The 19,574-nt window shown below is 29.8% G+C and carries 10 protein-coding genes; 5 read left to right on the forward strand and 5 right to left on the reverse strand.

Annotated elements, in window-relative coordinates; genetic code table 11:
* Window positions 1-4: 4 nt before the first annotated feature.
* Window positions 5-6,472 carry a PAS domain S-box protein gene (locus tag UEQ13_RS08835; protein ID WP_329805982.1) on the reverse strand — a complete coding sequence of 2,156 codons (6,468 nt, stop codon included), beginning with the start codon at window positions 6,470-6,472 and terminating at the stop codon, window positions 5-7.
* Between the two features lie 124 nt (window positions 6,473-6,596).
* On the opposite strand from UEQ13_RS08835, the gene UEQ13_RS08840 reads away from it, so the two are divergent.
* The 5 genes from UEQ13_RS08840 (at window position 6,597) to UEQ13_RS08860 (ending at window position 14,241) form a co-directional block, all read left to right on the forward strand.
* Window positions 6,597-8,768 (forward strand): S9 family peptidase, encoded by a 2,172-nt coding sequence (locus UEQ13_RS08840; protein ID WP_329805983.1) that lies wholly within the window; start codon window positions 6,597-6,599, stop codon window positions 8,766-8,768.
* Window positions 8,769-8,805: 37 nt separating this feature from the next.
* Window positions 8,806-10,479 carry a peptide MFS transporter gene (locus tag UEQ13_RS08845; RefSeq protein ID WP_329805984.1) on the forward strand — a complete coding sequence of 558 codons (1,674 nt, stop codon included), beginning with the start codon at window positions 8,806-8,808 and terminating at the stop codon, window positions 10,477-10,479.
* A gap of 78 nt (window positions 10,480-10,557) precedes the next feature.
* The gene (locus UEQ13_RS08850) at window positions 10,558-12,216 is read left to right on the forward strand and encodes a peptide MFS transporter (RefSeq protein WP_329805985.1); all 1,659 of its coding nucleotides are present in this window, start codon (window positions 10,558-10,560) and stop codon (window positions 12,214-12,216) included.
* On the forward strand, window positions 12,203-13,720 hold the full coding sequence (locus UEQ13_RS08855; RefSeq protein ID WP_329805986.1) for a peptide MFS transporter: 1,518 nt from the start codon (window positions 12,203-12,205) through the stop codon (window positions 13,718-13,720). Before UEQ13_RS08850 ends, UEQ13_RS08855 begins: the two co-directional genes overlap by 14 nt.
* A 59-nt stretch (window positions 13,721-13,779) precedes the next feature.
* Window positions 13,780-14,241 carry a thioredoxin family protein gene (locus tag UEQ13_RS08860; protein WP_329805987.1) on the forward strand — a complete coding sequence of 154 codons (462 nt, stop codon included), beginning with the start codon at window positions 13,780-13,782 and terminating at the stop codon, window positions 14,239-14,241.
* 4 nt (window positions 14,242-14,245) lie between these two features.
* On the opposite strand, the gene UEQ13_RS08865 is transcribed toward UEQ13_RS08860, so the two are convergent.
* Genes UEQ13_RS08865 through UEQ13_RS08880 form a run of 4 tightly spaced genes read right to left on the reverse strand, consistent with a single transcriptional unit; the run spans window position 14,246 to window position 19,436 of the window.
* Window positions 14,246-16,255 (reverse strand): ComEC/Rec2 family competence protein, encoded by a 2,010-nt coding sequence (locus tag UEQ13_RS08865; RefSeq protein WP_329805988.1) that lies wholly within the window; start codon window positions 16,253-16,255, stop codon window positions 14,246-14,248.
* A gap of 6 nt (window positions 16,256-16,261) precedes the next feature.
* The gene (locus UEQ13_RS08870) at window positions 16,262-16,933 is read right to left on the reverse strand and encodes a C40 family peptidase (protein ID WP_329805989.1); all 672 of its coding nucleotides are present in this window, start codon (window positions 16,931-16,933) and stop codon (window positions 16,262-16,264) included.
* A 35-nt stretch (window positions 16,934-16,968) separates the two neighbouring features.
* Window positions 16,969-18,084 (reverse strand): lipid-A-disaccharide synthase, encoded by a 1,116-nt coding sequence (gene lpxB / locus UEQ13_RS08875; protein ID WP_329805990.1) that lies wholly within the window; start codon window positions 18,082-18,084, stop codon window positions 16,969-16,971.
* Window positions 18,085-18,122: 38 nt separating this feature from the next.
* Window positions 18,123-19,436: a serine hydrolase domain-containing protein gene (locus UEQ13_RS08880; protein ID WP_329805991.1), complete on the reverse strand. Its 1,314-nt coding sequence runs from the start codon at window positions 19,434-19,436 to the stop codon at window positions 18,123-18,125.
* Window positions 19,437-19,574: the final 138 nt, after the last annotated feature.

Genomic DNA, 19,574 nt, shown 5'->3' on the forward strand with positions numbered 1-19,574 from the left:
GCTTTTAAAGTGTTTTAATCCATTTTAAAAGTTTGGTGTCAAAAAGTTCTTTATCTAATGGTTTTACCACAAAATCGACCATTCCGATTTCCAAACATTTTTCTCTTTCACCTGTAAATATTCCTGCCGTTAAAGCAATAATTATGGCTTTCGGATTCATTTGTAAAATTTCTTCTGCAGCCTCATATCCATTTTTAACTGGCATTTGAATATCCATTAAGGTCAGTTGCGGATTTTGTTTTGCATATTTTTGAATCGCTTCTTCACCGTTTTCGGCTTCAATAATCATGGCGTTTTTAAATTGTTTTAAAATTAAAGTTTTGGTTAACAACATATTTATCTTATTGTCTTCCACAATTAAAATTTTAATTTTTTTGCTGTTTTCAAATTCTACATTTTTTTCTAAGTTAATTCGTGCAACTGGAGCTGTAGTTTTTAAATTATTCAATTCTTTTTGTAAAGCATCAATTTTAAAAGGTTTTAGCAAGATTTTAATTTTCTCATTTAGTAAATTTTCAACATTACTTGAAATGATAGGCTGCATAATATACAGATAGAAATTATCCGTTTTTTGTGCTAGTAAAATTTGTTGCCACTGTATTTCAGACAGAGAATGATAATCTACAAACAGTGCGTCATTTTCATTTAAATAAATTTCTTTAAACTTATTATGATAAGCACTGTTTATCCCATATACGTTTAATAAATCATTTAAAATAGTTCCGGCTTTTTTGTTACTATCAATTACTAAGGCGTTTTCAATAATTTTGTTTTGAAGTTTATTATGTGTTTTACAAAATTTTGCATCAACAACCAGCTCGAAATTAAAATTACTTCCTTGACTAACTTCGCTTTCAATAACTAATTTTGAACCCATTAAATTTAATAATCTGTTCGTAATAGAAAGCCCTAAACCAGTTCCGCCATAATTTCGAGTAGTGGAAGAATCTTCTTGAGAAAAAGCATCTAAAATTTTAGATTTATTTTCATTTTTAATACCAATTCCGGTATCAATAACTTCAAATTTTAAAATTGTTTTATTGTCTTTTGAGCCTTGATTAGAGATGATTAATTCAATTTGTCCTTCATGAGTAAACTTAACGGCATTGCTTAGCAAATTGATTAAAATTTGTTTAATTCTAATGTCATCAACAACTACATCGCAAGGCGTATCACTTTTAATATCTACAATTATTTCTAAATTTTTCACGTTCGCATTAAACTTAATTAAGTCTATTGCTTGGTAAACCATTGGGTATAATTTTGTTTTCTTTAAATCTAAAACGAGTTTACCCGCTTCAATTTTCGAAATATCTAATATGTCGTTTACAATATCTAAAAGAGATTCTGCCGATTGGTTAACCGTTAACAAATATTCTTTTTGCAACAAATCGATATCTGTATTTAACAACAACTGACTAAATCCGATAATTCCGTTTAATGGTGTACGGATTTCGTGACTCATATTGGCTAAAAACTCCGATTTCGATTTGTTGGAAGATTCTGCTAATTCTTTTTCAATAACAGCTTTTTCGGCTTGTTTTCTTTCCGTAATATCAATTAATACGCCTTCAAGATACTCTACTTTTCCGTCTTTTAAAATTCCTTCTCCGTATTCTTCTACCCAAACAATTTTGCCGTCTTTTCTAATAATTCTACAGGTAACTTTATAAGGTTTTTTCTCTTTTAGGGCTTTCTGAATAATTTTTATGGCATTTTTTTTGTCTTCCGGATGATACAAATTATAAATATGGAAATCTGTATTTAATATTTCTAGTTTATTATATCCCGTTAAAACTTCAATTTCATCATTAATGAAAATGATATTTCTTTTCTCATCTTCTTTAATTAAATAAACTGTTGCTGGTATGTTATTTGCTAAAAGTTTGAATTTCTCTTCACTTTCTTTTAGGATTTTTTCGTTTTTAATTTTAATTAAAGTCGAAGAAATATTGTTGGCTAAAATTTGAAGCGTATTGACTTCTTCTTCTGTCCATTCTCTTTCTACCTTTTTATCATCGAAACCAATTAAACCGATTAGCGAATCATCTTTAAAAATCGGGATTATTAATTTAGATTTAATTCCGTTTTCTATCAGGAACTTATACATAACTCCCATTTTACCTTCTTTTTCAATCTTAGAAACTAAAGCTTTGAAAGGTTTGTTTGTTAAAAGTGTATCGATAAATTCAGGATAAAAACTATGTGGTACGTTTTGAAATAAGGGATCATTAACTTCGAAAGCATTGTTTTCAACTTTCCATTCAAATTTGTGACTTAACAAGTTGTTTTCGTCATTTTCATAATAATAAAAACGGTCGGCTTTTATGACTTCACCAATGAAATTATTTGCGTTTTTAAATACTTGTAAAATATCATTACTGGCTAAAAGATGTTCTGTAAACTTCGTAATTTCAAATAAAATTTCACTTTTATAAATGGCTTGTTTCTCTAAAGCTTTTCTGTTATATGATTCTATAGAAATAGCAATAATATCAGAAATGGTTCTAGCAAAATTTATCTCATCATCATCCCATTCATAATCTGTAGTCGTAGTTTCAAAACAAACCACACCTTGTAATTCTCCTTGTAGATAAATTGGAAAATCTAAAAGTGATTTAATATTAAATTTATTGGCATATTCTTTAATAAAAAACGATTCTTGTGGGAATTTTTCAAACGAATTAATTTCAACATAGTTTTGATCAGTCAAGGCATCGAAATATTCTTCAGAATCTTTTTTGTATATTATAAATTCATTATGAGGTTTAATTTCATCCGTATCTAAAATGCATTTCAAAACAATTTTATCTGAATAATTTTCCCAATAACTGAGTGAATCTACTCGAATACTTTTATAAGTTTCTTTGAAGATTTCGGTAATAATTAAATCTATTGAAGCGTCATCTGAGAAATTTTTGGTGCTTAAAATATTTAATGTTTTATTGAAGTTTTCTAGTTTTAATTTTCGAATGTTTTCTAGTTTTTCAATCTCCTTTATTTTGGTCACATCTCTTACAATAGCAGAAAAACCAAAAATTTTATCGCTTTCTGTTTTTTTGATACTTACTTTTTGTGAAAACCAAAATATTTCGTTTTTCAAATTTCGAATTGGGAAATCTAAAATATCAAATTCGGTTTGATCATCTTCAATTTTACTGTAAAAATCAATAACTCTTTGTCTGTCTTCCACTAAAATTAAATCGGTAAAATGAGTGCCTATAATGTCGTCATTTTTACAACCCAGAATTTTCAGCCCGAATGGGTTAACGAATGTGAAATTTCCATATTTATCAATTTCATAAATAATATCGGAAGCAAATTGTACCAAGTTTTGATATTGTTTTTCTACCTCAACTTTTTCAGTGATGTCATAACCAGATGCGATAAAAAGATTATCGCCATATTTGGCATCACTCCATTGAATATATTTGGTTTCGCCCGATTTTGTTTTTACTTTTCTAACAAAAATAGAGTTCGGTTTAAAAATATCATTATAATCTACTTCTCTAAAATCCGGATCTCCCGTTAATTTCCAAAATTGTTTACCTAAAATTTCTTCTGGTGTATACCCTAATATTTTGGTTATGGAATTGCTACAAAATTTTACATTCCCTAAGTTATCACAAGCTAAGGTTATACTGTTTGATTGATTAATAATATTATTGGTAAAAATTAACTTTTCATTCGCATTTAAGGAATAAGAACGTCTTGAAAAATTGATAATTAAAACGATGACGTTTGCAATAATTAAAATTAAATATATTTCTCTGTTCCCTTTTATGGTTAAGAAAAGTACAAATAAAGCCATTAAGATAATTGCAGAAAAAATAATGTACGATTTAAATTTATCAAATACATTATACGCAAAAAACAATATCAATAAAAATTCAATAGTTATGTATAACGGAATGGTATTTAAAGATAAACTTTGGAAACAAATAGCCGCTAACAAACCAAAATAAGAAATGAAAATATATTTTAAATTCTTTAATACAATGTTATAATTTGTTAAAAAATAAAGCAGTAAACAAGAAGATCCAAAAATTATTCGTGTGACAAGTTGGTTTTCGTTAATTATTTTCAAGTAAATATAAAACACACCCGTTAGGATAACTATAATACCGAAGTACAACAAATAGTTTCTTTTGTATTCTATAAAGTTATTGTCTGAAAGTGATTTGATATATTCTTTATTGAATTTTAAAGATTTTTGGAAGGTAAAATTTAAAATCCCACCAAAAATTAAAGCTAAAATGGAAAAAAACCACCAAGAACCATAAAAAGGTTCTTTTATAGAAAAGGGATAAGTTGTAACAATACCTGTGTTATTTGAAAACACATCAACTTCTCTCATTTTTAAAATATAATAACCTGATGATAAATTACTGAATGAAATTTCATTACTAGATTGTGGTTTACTCCACTGCTTATTGTAGTTTTCTAATTTATACGAATAATATATCTTTTTATTAATTTCACTGGTAGAATACCCTAATTTAAAAGTTAAGAAATTTTGATTGCTTTCAAATTGGTGGTTTTTTTCGGGAACATTAAACCATAAATTATCTGAAACAAACTCATCATTAAAAATAGATAATGAGGTGATTTTTAAAGTGTTTTTTTGGGCTGTTTTTGGATAAACATAGGTGATATATTTATACAACCCTTTTACCGTACCAAAATACACATTGCCATATTTATCAACATGACCTGAATTAAAATTAGTTTCTAAACCATCAAATCCGTTAAAAATATTTAGTGTTTCAATTTTGTCAATTCCACCATTTTCTGTAACCTCAATTTTATCAATTCCTTTATTTGACCCTACATAAAGATATTGTTTATGAGCATTTAAGGTATAAATTAAGGTGGAAGACAGGCCATTTAAAGTAGTGAATTTTTTAACCTCTAAATTCTTGTTTATTGAAGTAATGGAGTTTTCGGTAGCAAACCAAAAAGTTCCATATTGATCTTTGCTTTTTAAAAACGTAATTCCTTTTGAAATTGTTTTTATATAATTTAACTTATTGTTTTTATATTCAAATAAAGTTACACCAATATTTGTAGATACTAAATATTGATTTTGTTTATATTTTTGAACAGAATGAATGTAAATTATTTTCAATTTTTTATTAAAATAATTATCAATGATGTTGAAATTCTCATCTAGCACAAACAACCCTTTTTCTGATGTCCCAACAATATATTTTTTGCTTAATGAATCTTGAAAAATCCCTGTTGTTGGAAAAGAAAATCTATTATTTAATTTTAAACCATCATATTCTTGTAAACCGTTATTAGAAGCAACTAAAAGTTTATTATTTACATTTTTATATAATTCATTAACTCTACTAGAAAACGGAATGGTTTTAATGAATTTTAAATTATTCAAGTCTGTGTTGTCAAATTCTAATATTCCTTTTTTAGAGACAAAAGTGTACAGTTTTTCTTTTAGATCTAAAATATTAAAAATATAAGGTGTACTTAACTGAGGTGTTGCATTGTATTTAATAAAACTTTGTTTTCCAAATTGGAAAAACCCAAGATAATCTGTTCCAATATTTATGATGCCGTTATCAGATAAAATGGATAAATATTCTGAAGCTGGAACACCATTTTTTGAATCTAAAATGGTATAATTTTTGTTACTATACAAAATTCCAATCCCGGTTTCTTTAGTTCCAGTAAACCAAATATTACCATTGGAATTTTGCAAAATATTGGTGATTTTAAAAACAGATCCACTTTTAGATTTTATAGTTATCAAAAACTTACTGCGAATAAGTGACTTTGAATTATAAGTGGTTTCAAAAATATTTCCATTTGAATCTCCAACCAATATCGTTGAATTAATTCCTTTACAAATAGTTACTTCATTAGAAAACTTATGGATTCTGTTTACAGTATTCTTTATGAAATTATATTGAAACAAGCCTTTGTCTGTAGCAAAAAGAACAAGTTCGTCATTTATGGTTTCTGCAGAGGTTATTACAGAAACAGAAAGTTTTTTTAAATCTTTAACTAATGAAACTTTATTTTCATTATTGATAAAATAGATAGTAGAAGTACCAATACCAAAAATTCCTTTCTTTGTATTTACAAATTTTGAGACCTCTGAGTTTACATTGAGTTTAATAAATTTATTTCCTTCAAAAAAAAGAATTCCCATGTATCTTGAAGACAAAACCAACTGCTTATTTTTGTTTTCAATAATATCTGTAACAAATAAATTTTCGTATTGATTTACTTTGTTGTAATTTTTAAATTCATAACCATTATAACTAAACAATCCTGCTCCATCTCCACAAATCCATAACAATCCTCTACTGTCTTTGTACAGTTTATTAATTCTTGAAGAAGACAAACCTTTTTCGTGGTTAATCACATCAAATTTAAATTGTTGAGCAACAGTAAATTGAGCAATCGCAAGAAAAATGAATAGGAGAATATGTTTGTTTAGCTTGGGCATCCAAAACTGTTAAAGTTGAACTGATAAATATATAAAAAAAATGTTAAAATTCAAAATGTCAGTTTTTTTTATGGATATGTCGTAAATTTTCACTAAAATTGGGGGTTTTTTACAAATTATTTACATGAAAAAATCTATACAATTATTATTGCTTTTAGTAACAACTTCAGTATCAGTTGTTGCTCAACAAAAACTAACTTTAGAGGAAATTTGGGGCGGAGCATTCAGAACAAAAGGCATGGACGAATTGAACGCCATGAAGAATACCAATCAATATACGGTACTAAATTTCGACAGAAATACGAAGACTACACAAATTGATTTATTTGATTATGCAACGCTAAATAAAGTTTCAACATTAATCGATACGAAAAACCACAAAGAACTAGAATCTATTGACAGTTACACGTTCGACAAAGCGGAAAAAAAGATTTTAATCGCAACGAATTCGAATCAAATTTTCAGACATTCGTTTACAGCAAATTATTTTGTGTACGATATCGCTTCTAAAAAATTATCAAAATTTACCGAAAAAGCCATTCAAGAACCAACCTTTTCGCCTGACGGGAACAAAGTAGCTTATGCTTTTGAGAATAATTTATTTGTTTTCGATTTCGTATCAAATAAAGAAACAAAAATTACTACTGACGGAAAGAAAAATACCGTAATTAATGGTATTACAGACTGGGTTTACGAAGAAGAATTTGCTTTTGTTCGTGCTTTCGATTGGAATGCAAACGGTACAAAAATCGGTTTCATTCGTTTTGATGAAACTAATGTTCCAGAATTTTCAATGGACATGTACAATCAAGGTTTATATCCTACACAATCCGTTTTCAAATATCCAAAAGCTGGTGAAAAAAACGCAGATGTTTCCTTACACATTTACGATGTAAATGCTTCAAAAACTCAAAAAATTGATTTAAGCAATTATACCGATTTTTATATCGCACGATTAAAATGGACTAATGATGCCAATATCTTAAGCGCTCAAGTTTTAAATCGTCACCAAGATAATTTAGACTTACTTTTTGTAGATGGAAATTCAGGTGCAAAAAAAGTTGTTTTAAACGAAAAAGACAAGGCTTACGTTGATGTTACAGATAACTTAACCTTCTTAAAAGACAATAGTTTTATTTGGACTTCAGAAAAAGACGGATTCAATCATATTTATCATTATGACAAATCTGGAAAACTAAAAAATCAAGTTACTAAAGGAAAATGGGAAGTAACTTCTTATTATGGTTTCGACGAAAAAAACAAAATGATTTATTATCAATCAGTAGAAAATGGCTCAATCAACAGAGATGTGTATTCGATTTCAATTGATGGAAAATCTAAAAAAAGAATAACCATAAAAACAGGAACAAACAACGCTACCTTCAGCCCGAACTTCCAATATTTTATCAACACTTATTCTAGCGCTACTTCAGCGCCTTATTATTCTTTAAACGATTCTAAAACTTCAAAAGAAGTAAAGAAAATACAATCTAACGAAGCCGTTGAAGAAAAATTAGCCAAATACGCTATTTCTCCAAAGGAATTCTCAACAATTACTACAGAAAAAGGTCATGTTTTAAATACTTGGATGATCAAACCCAAAGATTTTGATCCGACAAAAAAATACCCAGTTTTTATGTTCCAATATTCTGGTCCGGGTTCACAACAAGTAGATAATGCTTGGAACGGAACAGACGATTATTGGTTTATGATGTTAGCACAAAAAGGCTATATCGTAGCTTGTGTGGACGGAAGAGGAACGGGTTTCAAGGGTGCAGATTTCAAAAAATGTACACAAAAAGAATTAGGAAAATTCGAAGTCGAAGATCAAATTGATGCCGCTAAAGTTTTTGGAAAATACACTTTTGTTGACAAAACAAGAATCGGAATTTTCGGATGGTCATTTGGAGGTTTTATGGCTTCAAACTGTATTTTTCAAGGCGCAGATACTTTCAAAACTGCCATTGCTGTAGCACCAGTTACTTCTTGGAGATATTACGACAGCATTTACACTGAAAGATACATGCAAACTCCACAAGAAAACGCAACAGGTTACGATAACAATTCGCCAATTACTCACGTAAGTAAATTAAAAGGAAACTTTTTATTAATTCACGGAACAGCTGATGATAACGTGCACGTACAAAACACGATGAAAATGGTAGAAGCTTTAGTACAAGCCAACAAACAATTTGATTGGGCGATTTATCCAGACAAAAATCACGGAATTTTTGGTGGAAAAACACGTTTACAATTGTACACGAAAATGACGAATTTTATCTTAGAAAAACTATAAATTATAAACTAACTTAATACAAATAAATTACTATACTATGAAGGAAACAACAAATCAAGGACATCCAAAAGGGCTTTGGGTATTATTTGGAACTGAAATGTGGGAACGTTTCAATTTCTACGGAATGAGAGCCATCTTAACCTTATTTATGGTAAATTCATTAATGATGAAAGAAGCTGATGCCTCTTTAGTTTACGGTGGATTTTTAGGTTTATGTTATTTAACACCTATGTTAGGTGGATTTGTAGCAGATAGATTCTTAGGAAATAGAAATTGCATCATGCTTGGGGGTTTGATGATGGCTGCTGGACAATTTTTATTGTTTATTAGCGCAACTGTTTTTACTTCCAATTTAGATTTAGCCAAAATTTTACTTTGGGTTGCTTTAGGGATTATCATTTTTGGTAATGGTTTCTTTAAACCAAATATTTCTTCTATGGTAGGAAGTTTATATCCTAAACAAGAAAAAAACAAATTAGACACTGCATTTACTATTTTCTATATGGGAATTAACTTAGGTGCATTCTTAGGTCAGTTAATTTGTCCAATTGTTGGAGATGTTAAAGACGCAGGAGGAATTAGAGATATTCATGCTTTCAAATGGGGATTCTTAGCCGCTGCAATTGCCATGGTTATAGGATCAATGGTTTTCTTATATTTAAAAAATAAATATGTAGTTACTCCTGAAGGAAGACCAATTGGAGGTTTACCATCTAAAAATGACGCTTCAGACTTTGAAGAAGGAGAATCTCAAAAAGCAGTATTCTCTAAAAATGCTTTAATAGGAGCTCTTGTTGCTTTTGTAGGTTTAGGTTTCTTATTCCATTATGCATTCGGTCAGAATATTATTTATGCCGTAATTTATGCAAGTGGATTATCTTTAGCAGGATTAATTATCTCAGATACTTCATTAACTAAAATAGAAAGAGATAGAATTTTAGTAATTTATATTGTTGCCTTTTTCGTTATCTTTTTCTGGGCAGCTTTTGAACAAGCAGGTTCTTCTTTAACTTTTATCGCAGATAATCAAACAGACAGAAATTTCTTTGGTTGGAATATGCCACCATCTATGGTACAAATCTTCAATGGATTATTCGTTGTAATGTTTGCAGTGCCATTCAGTATGTTATGGGACAAACTAAGAGCCAATAATAGAGAACCAATTTCTCCTTTCAAACAAGCTATCGGTTTACTTTTAATTGCAGTTTCTTATTTTATTATCGCTCACAACGTTAAAGATCTTGGAAATAACGGTTTATTAGCTATCAAATGGTTAATCTTACTGTACTTAATCCAAACTTGTGCCGAATTATGTTTATCACCAATTGGTTTATCATTAGTTGGTAAATTATCACCAAAACGTTTTTCTTCTTTATTGTACGGAGTTTTCTTCTTATCGAATGCAGCTGGATATGCGTTAGCAGGAACTTTAGGTTCTATTATGCCTGCAACTGGAGACAAATTCAATAAAGCAAAAGAATTAGGTATCGATTTACAAGCTGTTTTAGATAAAAAAATTGTACCAACTGCAGATCAATTAGCGCTTTTAGATACCAATCAAATTAGTCCAACTAATCCAGTTTTTGCTGGTTTTGAAATTCATAATTTATTTGAATTCTTTATGGTATTTGTAATTTTATGTGGAATTGCAGCTGCAATCTTATTCGCATTAACACCAAAATTAAAAAAAATGATGCACGGAATTAACTAATTCTATTTCAAAATATTTTTTATATCTTTCAAGCCCCGATTACGTCGGGGCTTTTTTTAATTTTAAAACACACCTATTATGTGGAAATCGCATCCTAAAGCATTGCCTTACTTGTTTTTATCTGAAATGTGGGAACGTTTCGGTTATTACTTAATGATTGGAATTTTTACTTTATATCTTAAAGATGTTGAAGCTGGATTCGCCATGACGGAAAAAGAAGCATCCGATTTATATGGAACTTTCATTGCTTTAGTATTTCTTACACCTTTTATCGGTGGTTTAGTGGCTGATAGATATTTAGGCTATAAAAAATCTATTGTGATTGGAGGATTAATGATGGGAGTCGGATATTTTATGATGGGAATTCATAATTTACCAATGCTGTATGTTGCTATGACATTAGTAATTGTAGGTAACGGATTCTTTAAACCAAACATCTCAACTTTATTAGGTAACTTCTATAACGAAGAAAAATATTTAGCCAAGAAAGATGAAGGGTACAACATTTTCTATATGGGAATTAACGTTGGTGCTTTCATTTGTAACTTCTTCGGAGCAGCGCTACAAATTTTACTAGGTTGGCAATATGCTTTTATGGCAGCTGGTTTAGGAATGTTCATTGGTGTTATTGTCTTTTTATTAGGTACGAAACATTACGGAAACAAAACTGAGAAAAAAGGAATTCAAGAAGGTGATATGCCCTTTTCTAAAATTGTAATGTACATTTTAGTACCATCAGTAATATTTGGAATTATTGGTTGGTTACTAAAAGGTGTTGCTTCTGACATTAATACAGATTGCGCTATTTTCGGTTCAGACAGTACGGATGCTTTTATATTTGCTTGTATTCCTGTAGTCTATTTTTATGGAAGTTTATATTTCAAGGCTAAAGCCGAAGAAAAAAGACCAATCGGTGCTTTACTTTCTATTTTCGCAGTGGTAATTTTATTTTGGGCTGTTTTTAAATTGAACGGTTCGGCATTAACCACTTGGGCAGACAGATATACAGATAGAGAAATCAGCGGAACAACTAAAGCAGTTTTCAATAGTTTAAAATTATCAAAAGAAGTAGAATATAAAAAAGATTCAACGGAATTATACGATTCAAGTTTCCGACTTCAAAAAGAAAATGGTGAAGTTAAAAAAGTAGTGGATTATCCTGTTTATTTCAGAAATTCTTCTAAGGAAACCTTACCACAAGAAGGAAACAAAGTAAGTATTTGGGCAACCAATCTAAGTCAATCTATCAATCCAGGATGGGTAATTATTTTGACGCCATTAATTGTAGCCTTTTTCACTTTCTTAAGAAGCAGAAAAAAAGAACCTTCTACTCCAACCAAAATCGCTTTTGGTTTATTAATCTCAGCATTATCAGTTTTAGTAATGGTAGCGGCAGTTCATATTGGAAATAACGGAACAGAAAAAGTATCCGTTTGGTGGTTAGTCGCAAATTACGGAATTATCACAATTGGAGAACTATTTCTGAGTCCGATGGGATTATCAATCGTATCAAAATTATCTCCAAAAAATATTACAGCTTTAATGATGGGTGGTTGGTTTTTATCGACTTCAATCGGAAATAAATTATCAGGCGTTTTAGCTAGTATGTGGGACACGTATGATGATAAAGCTAACTTCTTTTGGGTGAACTTTGGATTACTTATGTTTGCAACCGTATTGATGTTTGCTTTAGTGAAAAACTTAAACAAAGTAATGAAAGATCATGGAATCAACTAGTATGCAAACTATAGAAGAAATACAAAACTTTAAAGGCAAATACCCAAAACAATTGTGGTATTTGTTTTTCTCTGAAATGTGGGAACGTTTCTGTTTTTATGGAATGCGTGGAATGCTTGTAATATTTATGGTGAATCATTTAGCCATGGATGAAGAAGTTGCCAATTTACAATATGGTGCCACCCAAGCTTGGGTGTATGCTTTCACTTTTATTGGTGGTTTATTTGCAGATAAAATTTTAGGATTACGAAAATCGCTTTTTTGGGGTGGAATTTTAATGATAATTGGAAGTGTTATTTTAGCTATTGATCCTAAAACTTTATTCTTTACTGGAATTGGTTTTACAATTGTTGGAACAGGTTTCTTTAAACCGAATATTTCCTCAATGGTTGGACAATTATACAAAGACAACGACCCAAGAAGAGATGCAGGATTCTCATTCTTTTACATGGGTGTAAATTTAGGCGCCTTAATTGGAGGTTACATTTGTATAGCTGTTGCCGAAGGTTCTTTATGGCAATCCATCGTTCCTGAACATTTAAGATGGAATGTAGGTTTTGGTTTTGCTGCTTTAGTAATGATTATTAGTTTGTTGACATTTACTCAAACTCAAAAAAGCTTAGCAAGCATCGGACTTACACCTTTAGCACACCTTGAAGTTTCGAAGAAAAAATTATTGGAAAACTTAACATATCTAGGTTCCATTTTAGTAATTCCGATTGTTATTATAATGGTTGGGAATACGGTTTACACCGATTATTTCATGTATGCTATTGGTCCAATTTCGATTTTGTATTTGTTTTACGAAATGAGAAACTTCTCTTTAGTAGAAAATAAAAAATTATTAGCAGCTTTGGTTTTTATCCTTTTTTCAATTGTCTTTTGGGCATTTTTTGAACAAAGTGGTGGTTCTTTAAGTTTATTTGCAGCTAATAATTTAAATAATACAATTGGCGGAGTTACGTTAAGTCCAAACGGAGTAAATAATTCAGCTAATTCATTATTTGTAATTGGTTTTGCTGCACTTGTTGGATTAGTTTGGCTTTGGATGGCTAAAAGAAAAATCGAGCCAAATACTATCATTAAATTTGGTTTAGCCTTTTTGTTTTTAGCTGGTGGTTTCTGGATTTTCTATTATACTAAGTTTTTCGCAGATGATTTAGGAAGAACCTCTTTAGGCGTTTTTACTTTTGGTTGGTTCATAATTACGTTTGGTGAATTATGTTTATCACCAATTGGGATGAGCGCTATGACCAAATTATCACCACAAAAAACACAAGCAGTTATTATGGGAATGTGGTTTTTAGCCAGTGCATATGGACAATATTTTGCTGGAATTTTAGGTGCAAATATTGCCAAAGCTTCTAAAAACGCAAGTAATTTAGAAAAGCTAAATACCTATGCTGATGGTTATTACCAACTAGCCATTTACGCACTAATTGCTGGAGTAGTTTTAATTGTCATTTCGCCATTAGTTAAAAAATTAATGCAAGATGTTAAGTAACTTACTTTTTTAGGCACACAATTTGTATATATTTGTAAAATAATTTTAAGATAAAGAAAATGAAGAAATTAATCTTAGTATTCGCATTTTTAATAAGCGGATTTATAACTCAAGCACAAGAATTAAATTGGCAAACTGATATGTCAAAAGCTACAGAACTTTCATTAAAAGAAAACAAACCTTTATTGTTGTTTTTTACAGGTTCTGACTGGTGTGGATGGTGTATAAAATTACAAAAAGATGTTTTAAAAACGTCTGAATTTGCTAATTGGGCGAACGAAAATGTAATTTTGGTGGAATTAGATTTCCCAAGAAGCAAACCTCAAGATCCAACTTTAAAAATGCAAAACCAACAATTAGCGCAAACTTTTGGAATTCAAGGATATCCTACTGTTTGGTTTGTAAAACCTATAAAAAGCGAAGACAATAAAGTGAATTTAACTGGTTTAGGTTCATTAGGTTATGACAAATCTGCAACCAATTGGATTACTAATGCAAATGCATTTCTACCAAAAAAATAAAGATTTAGTTCAATCTATAAAATCCCTTTTCGGCAGTGGCATGAAAAGGGATTTTTTCTTGCTCACAAGTCGCTTTCCAAAGTTTTACATAACTTTTATAATTAGAACCATCTGCAATAATTTGCTGTGGTTTTAATGTCGAAATTAATCTTTTCAAATTGATTTTTGGTGATTGAATTAACACTATTACTTCTGGTTTTTGTTTCGCATTATAAACGCCTAAACTGTCAATACAAAGTATCTTTTTCTTAAAAGCAAATACGTTTTTTACAGGTTCAATACGAAAGTTTTTTACAAATTTTCCTCGAGTATATGCTTCAATGGTTTGTTTAGAAACTTTAAAATCATCAGTATAAAAAACAGCTAAATTATTCTTAGTTTCTACAAAAAGATTGTGCTTCATCACATTAAAAACCACGAATTCATTATTCGCTTTTTCTTTAGAATTTAAGAAGAAATACCCCATTTGAAATAAAATTACCGAAAACAAAAGAGGGAGTACAAATTTAATTTTCGGATAATAAATCAGATAAATTACACATCCAATTATGACATATAACAAAACCACTAAAACTTCATGAAAAGCAATATTTCTAATAATAAAAACTTCAAATTGCACAATCCAAGCGGTGAAAGTATTCATCCAATCGATTAACATATTTACGAAAATACTCAAATAAACGGCAACCTTCGGAAGTAAAAAATTAAAAGGAAGTAACACCAAACCAACAACCAAAATAATACTTGAAAGTGGAATCGCAATTAAATTCGCCACCAAAAACAATAATGGAAATTGCCCGAAATAATACAACGTTAAAGGCAACACACCAATTTGTGCGACTAATGAAATTAACAATAAAGACTTCGTTTCTCTTATTACATAATATTTCGAATAACTATATTTTCGAACGAAAGGTTGAAAAATAACAATACTTAAAACCGCTGCAAAACTCAATTGAAAACCCACATCAAAAAGATAATTGGGATTATACAACAACAAAAATAGTGCTGATAAGGCCAATGAGTTATAGATATTAGATTGTCGGTTTAAAATTTTCGCCAATGCTATAATAGAAAACATAACCGCTGCCCGAACAATAGAAGCCGAAAATCCAGCTAAAACAGCATAAAACCACAACACCGATAATGAAATTAAAAAGATGTACACTTTTCCTTTTTTCAAGCGTTGTAAAGGTTTGGTTAGCCAAAGTACAATTCCGTAAATTAAAGCAATATGCAATCCTGAAATTGCCAAAATATGAATAATTCCAGCTTGTGTATAATTGTTACTCAACTCTTTTGACAATTCCGTTTTTTCTCCGAAAAGCAATGCCATCAATAAATTATAATTGTCCGATTTGAAACTATCTATTGGATAACTTTTTAATAATTTCGACTTAATTAAATTAATATAATGATAGAAATTATAATCGGTAGAAACTTCAATGTTATCCGTTTCTTTGAGTTTTATTTCGTAAAAAATATTCTGATTTTGTAAATATTTCGAATAATCAAATTGATGTGGATTAAACGAATTTTGAAGGATTTTTGGTGTTTCAAATACCTTAATTTTATTTCCTACTTCTATGACTTTTTCGGACTTTTTCGGAACATAAAAAATAATTTTACCACTACATTTTTGTTTATTTATCGAATTAGTTTTAAATATAAACTTATCGTAATAAACGGTGGATTTTAGTTTTTCGGAAACAATTCCTTGAACAATATTTTTATCTGAAATGAAATTCAAAAAATGACTTTCGGAATTAATTTCTTTATGCAAATAAGTCGAAAACATCCCAAAAGCAAAACTTGAAATAAATACAAAACTCTCAAAAAAATAAGATTGAAATTTCTTTTTGATATTCAGAAAATAGGTAAATACAAAACCAATTGCACTACAAAGTATTCCAAAAAGAATAGAATTAATTTCTAAATTACAGAAATGTTGTGTTAAAACCCCAATAAGGAAACCAAAAAGTACTGGAACAATTGGAAACTTAATAAATTTCATATGATTTTATTCAAGAATCCTATTTACACCCACAAAAGTTCTTGCATAATAGCCTTCCGCCGTGGAAGAATAAATAACTCCACTACTGGTAGAAGAATGAATAAATTTTAAAATTCCATCATTATTTTCGGTAACAATCCCAACATGACTCACGCCACCGCCACTCGTATTAAAGAAAATTAAATCTCCTGATTTGGCTTCGCTTTTTAATATACGTTTACCAATTCGTGACATTTCTGCAGAACTTCTTGGTAATTCAATATCAAACTGACTCATCGTATAATTCACAAATCCAGAACAATCAAAACCAGCTGGAGTGCTTCCGCCACCGCGATAAGGCGAACCTAAATTTTCTGCGGCAACATTTAAAATTTGTTCTTTAATATAATTAGAAACTTCAAAAGTAGGTGTAAAATCTTGTGGCGTTTCTTCTTCTACAACCACTCTGATTTTTGCTTTTTCTACACTATCATTGTATGCGATTTTTTTGGCTTTTTCAATCGCTTTTAACTCTTTTTTTGTGGGTTTTACAGGTTTATCTAAACCTTCTTTTTCCGTAAAAGAATACGCTCCAACTTTTAAAGCATCATTTTTTGAAGTAATGATAGTTGGTCTTTGCGTTGATTTACAACTATATAAAAAGATAGTTAGTAAAAATATATAAATAGAATTTTTCAAATTTTCAATGTTTTAATGGCTGCGAATTTACAAAATTATTTTTTTATGGCACTTATTATTAATTCAGCGGTTTTTGAACTTGCTCCTTTTCCGCCTAATTTTTGTTCTAAAATAGCATATTGAGATAAAATTTCTTCTCTTTGATTTCCAGAAATAATCTTATTTAATTCCACTTCTAAATTTTTAGTATTTAATTCTTTTTGAATTAATTCTTTTACGACTTCTTTGTCCATAATCAAATTCACCAAAGAAATAAATTTCAAAGTAATAATACGTTTGGCGATTTCATAAGAAATTCGATTCGCTTTATAACATACGATTTGTGGCACTTTGAACAAAGCAGTTTCTAGTGTCGCCGTTCCTGAAGTGACTAAAGCCGCATGAGAAACACTTAATAAATCGTAGGTTTTATTGCTTACGAAGTTTACGTTTTCTGTCGTTAAAAATTGCTTATAAAACTCATAATCCTGACTAGGTGCACCAGCAATTACGAATTGATATTCTGAAAATTTATCAACAACAGATAACATGATAGAAAGCATTTTTTCAATTTCTTGTTTTCGACTTCCTGGCAACAAAGCGATGATTGGTTTTTGTGACAACTTATTTTCAGCTGTGAATTTTTCAAACGTAGTTTTTTCTCTGTTCGAAATCGCATCAATTAAAGGATGACCTACAAATTCAACTGGAAAATGATGTTTTTTCTCGTAGAAATCTTTTTCGAAAGGCAAAATCACATACATTTTATCGACATCTCTTTTGATTTCTTTGATACGATTTTCCTTCCAAGCCCAAATTTGAGGCGAAATATAATATTGATTTTGAATGCCTAATTTCTTAGCCCATTTCGCAATTCGCATATTAAATCCAGGATAATCAATGTAAATTATTGTATCTGGTTGAAACTGAAGAATGTCTTTTTTACAAACAGAAATATTACCTAAAATGGTTCGCAAATTCATAATGACTTCTGCAAAACCCATAAAAGCTAAGTCGCGGTAATGTTTCACTAAAGTTCCGCCCACATTTTGCATTAAATCGCCACCCCAAAAACGAATTTCGGCTGTTGGATCTTTCGCTAAAATAGATTTCATTAAGTTGGAACCGTGTAAATCGCCAGAAGCTTCACCAGCTATTATGTAATATTTCATTTTTTTCTGCAAATATATTTTGGCTAAGATAAAGATTTCTATTCTTTCGTAAAATTAAATTTTTTGCCACCTTGTTTTAAAACGAAAGTTGTTCCAGAAGTAAATTCAATTTCAATTCCCGCTTGAGCGAAAACGAACACATCTTCACTTGAAAAAGTTAATGAAAAACTTGGTTGTCCAGTTGCTTGAGCTGATAAATTTCCGTCTTTTTCAAAAATATTAATTTTTAAAGGAATGTCTTTTGAAGCGAAATTACCAGAATATTTTTTAATCAATTCAGCATCCAACTTGGCGAAATTTGGAAACGGAAAAGGCAATTTGTAGTAAATACTCAAAATTCCAATCATAATATCATTTTGACTATAATTTTCTCCGTTAATTATTAGAGAAATCGACATGTCATCTTTTTCATAATAACCCATTGAAGATGCAAAACCTTCAATTTTTCCATTATGACCGAAGAATTTTCTTTCCCCAAATGGAAAACGAATTAATGCCATTCCGTAAGTATCTTTTAAGGTTTTCATTAACTCAACCGAAGGCAATGTAACCAAACTTCCTTTAAAAAGTTCGCGAATAAATTTTGTTAAATCTTCCGGAGTTGAAATAATTCCACCCGATGAAAAAGCGATATCGTTATTCCATTCTTCCACTTTATCCCAATATTCGCCATTAAACGTGTACGAATAACTTTCTCTTTTTGAAACGTCTGTTTTTTCGGTAGTATAATATGTATTTTTCAAACCTAACTTATCTGCAATTCTCTTTTTTAAATTATCAGCGTAGGTTTTCTTCGTAACTTTTTCAATAATTAAACCTAAAACAAAGTAATTAGAATTACTGTATTCATGTTTAGTATCTGGTTCGAATAATGACGTGTAATTTTCAATTTTCTTTAGAACTAATTCCTTCATATTTGGTTTGCCCAAAACATCTGTTAACGTCGCATCAGCGTTGGCATAATCTTTAATTCCAGTTCTTTGATACAATAAATGTTCGATAGTAATTTTATCTGCATTTTCAATTTTTGGGAAAAATCGGCTCAATTTGGTGCTTAGAAGAATCTTTTTTTCTTCTACCAATTGCATAATCATAGTTGCCGTGAACGTTTTTGAGATAGAACCAATTTTGTATTTCGTTCCTTTATTTGCTCTTACGCCTTTTGTGGTTTCCAAATAGCCATAAGCTTCACTAAAAACCACTTCATCACCTTGTCTGATACAAAGTGAACCCATAAATTTATCGTTTTCGTTTAAATAATTTAATAAACTATCAATACGAGCAAATCTGATTTCTTGAGCAAATGTTACTACTGAAAGAAATAAAAATAAAATGGAAAGTTGTTTTTTCATTGTTATATTGTTTTATAATATATGTGTGTGTTTTACCAAAAATGTTACGTGTTGATTTTTGAAACATTACTATCTATAACGAAATTAAGCAAATAGAATTGCATACAAAAACGAAAATTTTCTCGTTTATACAAATAT

This window comes from Flavobacterium facile, from assembly GCF_036321945.1.
Taxonomy (GTDB): Bacteria; Bacteroidota; Bacteroidia; order Flavobacteriales; family Flavobacteriaceae; genus Flavobacterium; species Flavobacterium facile.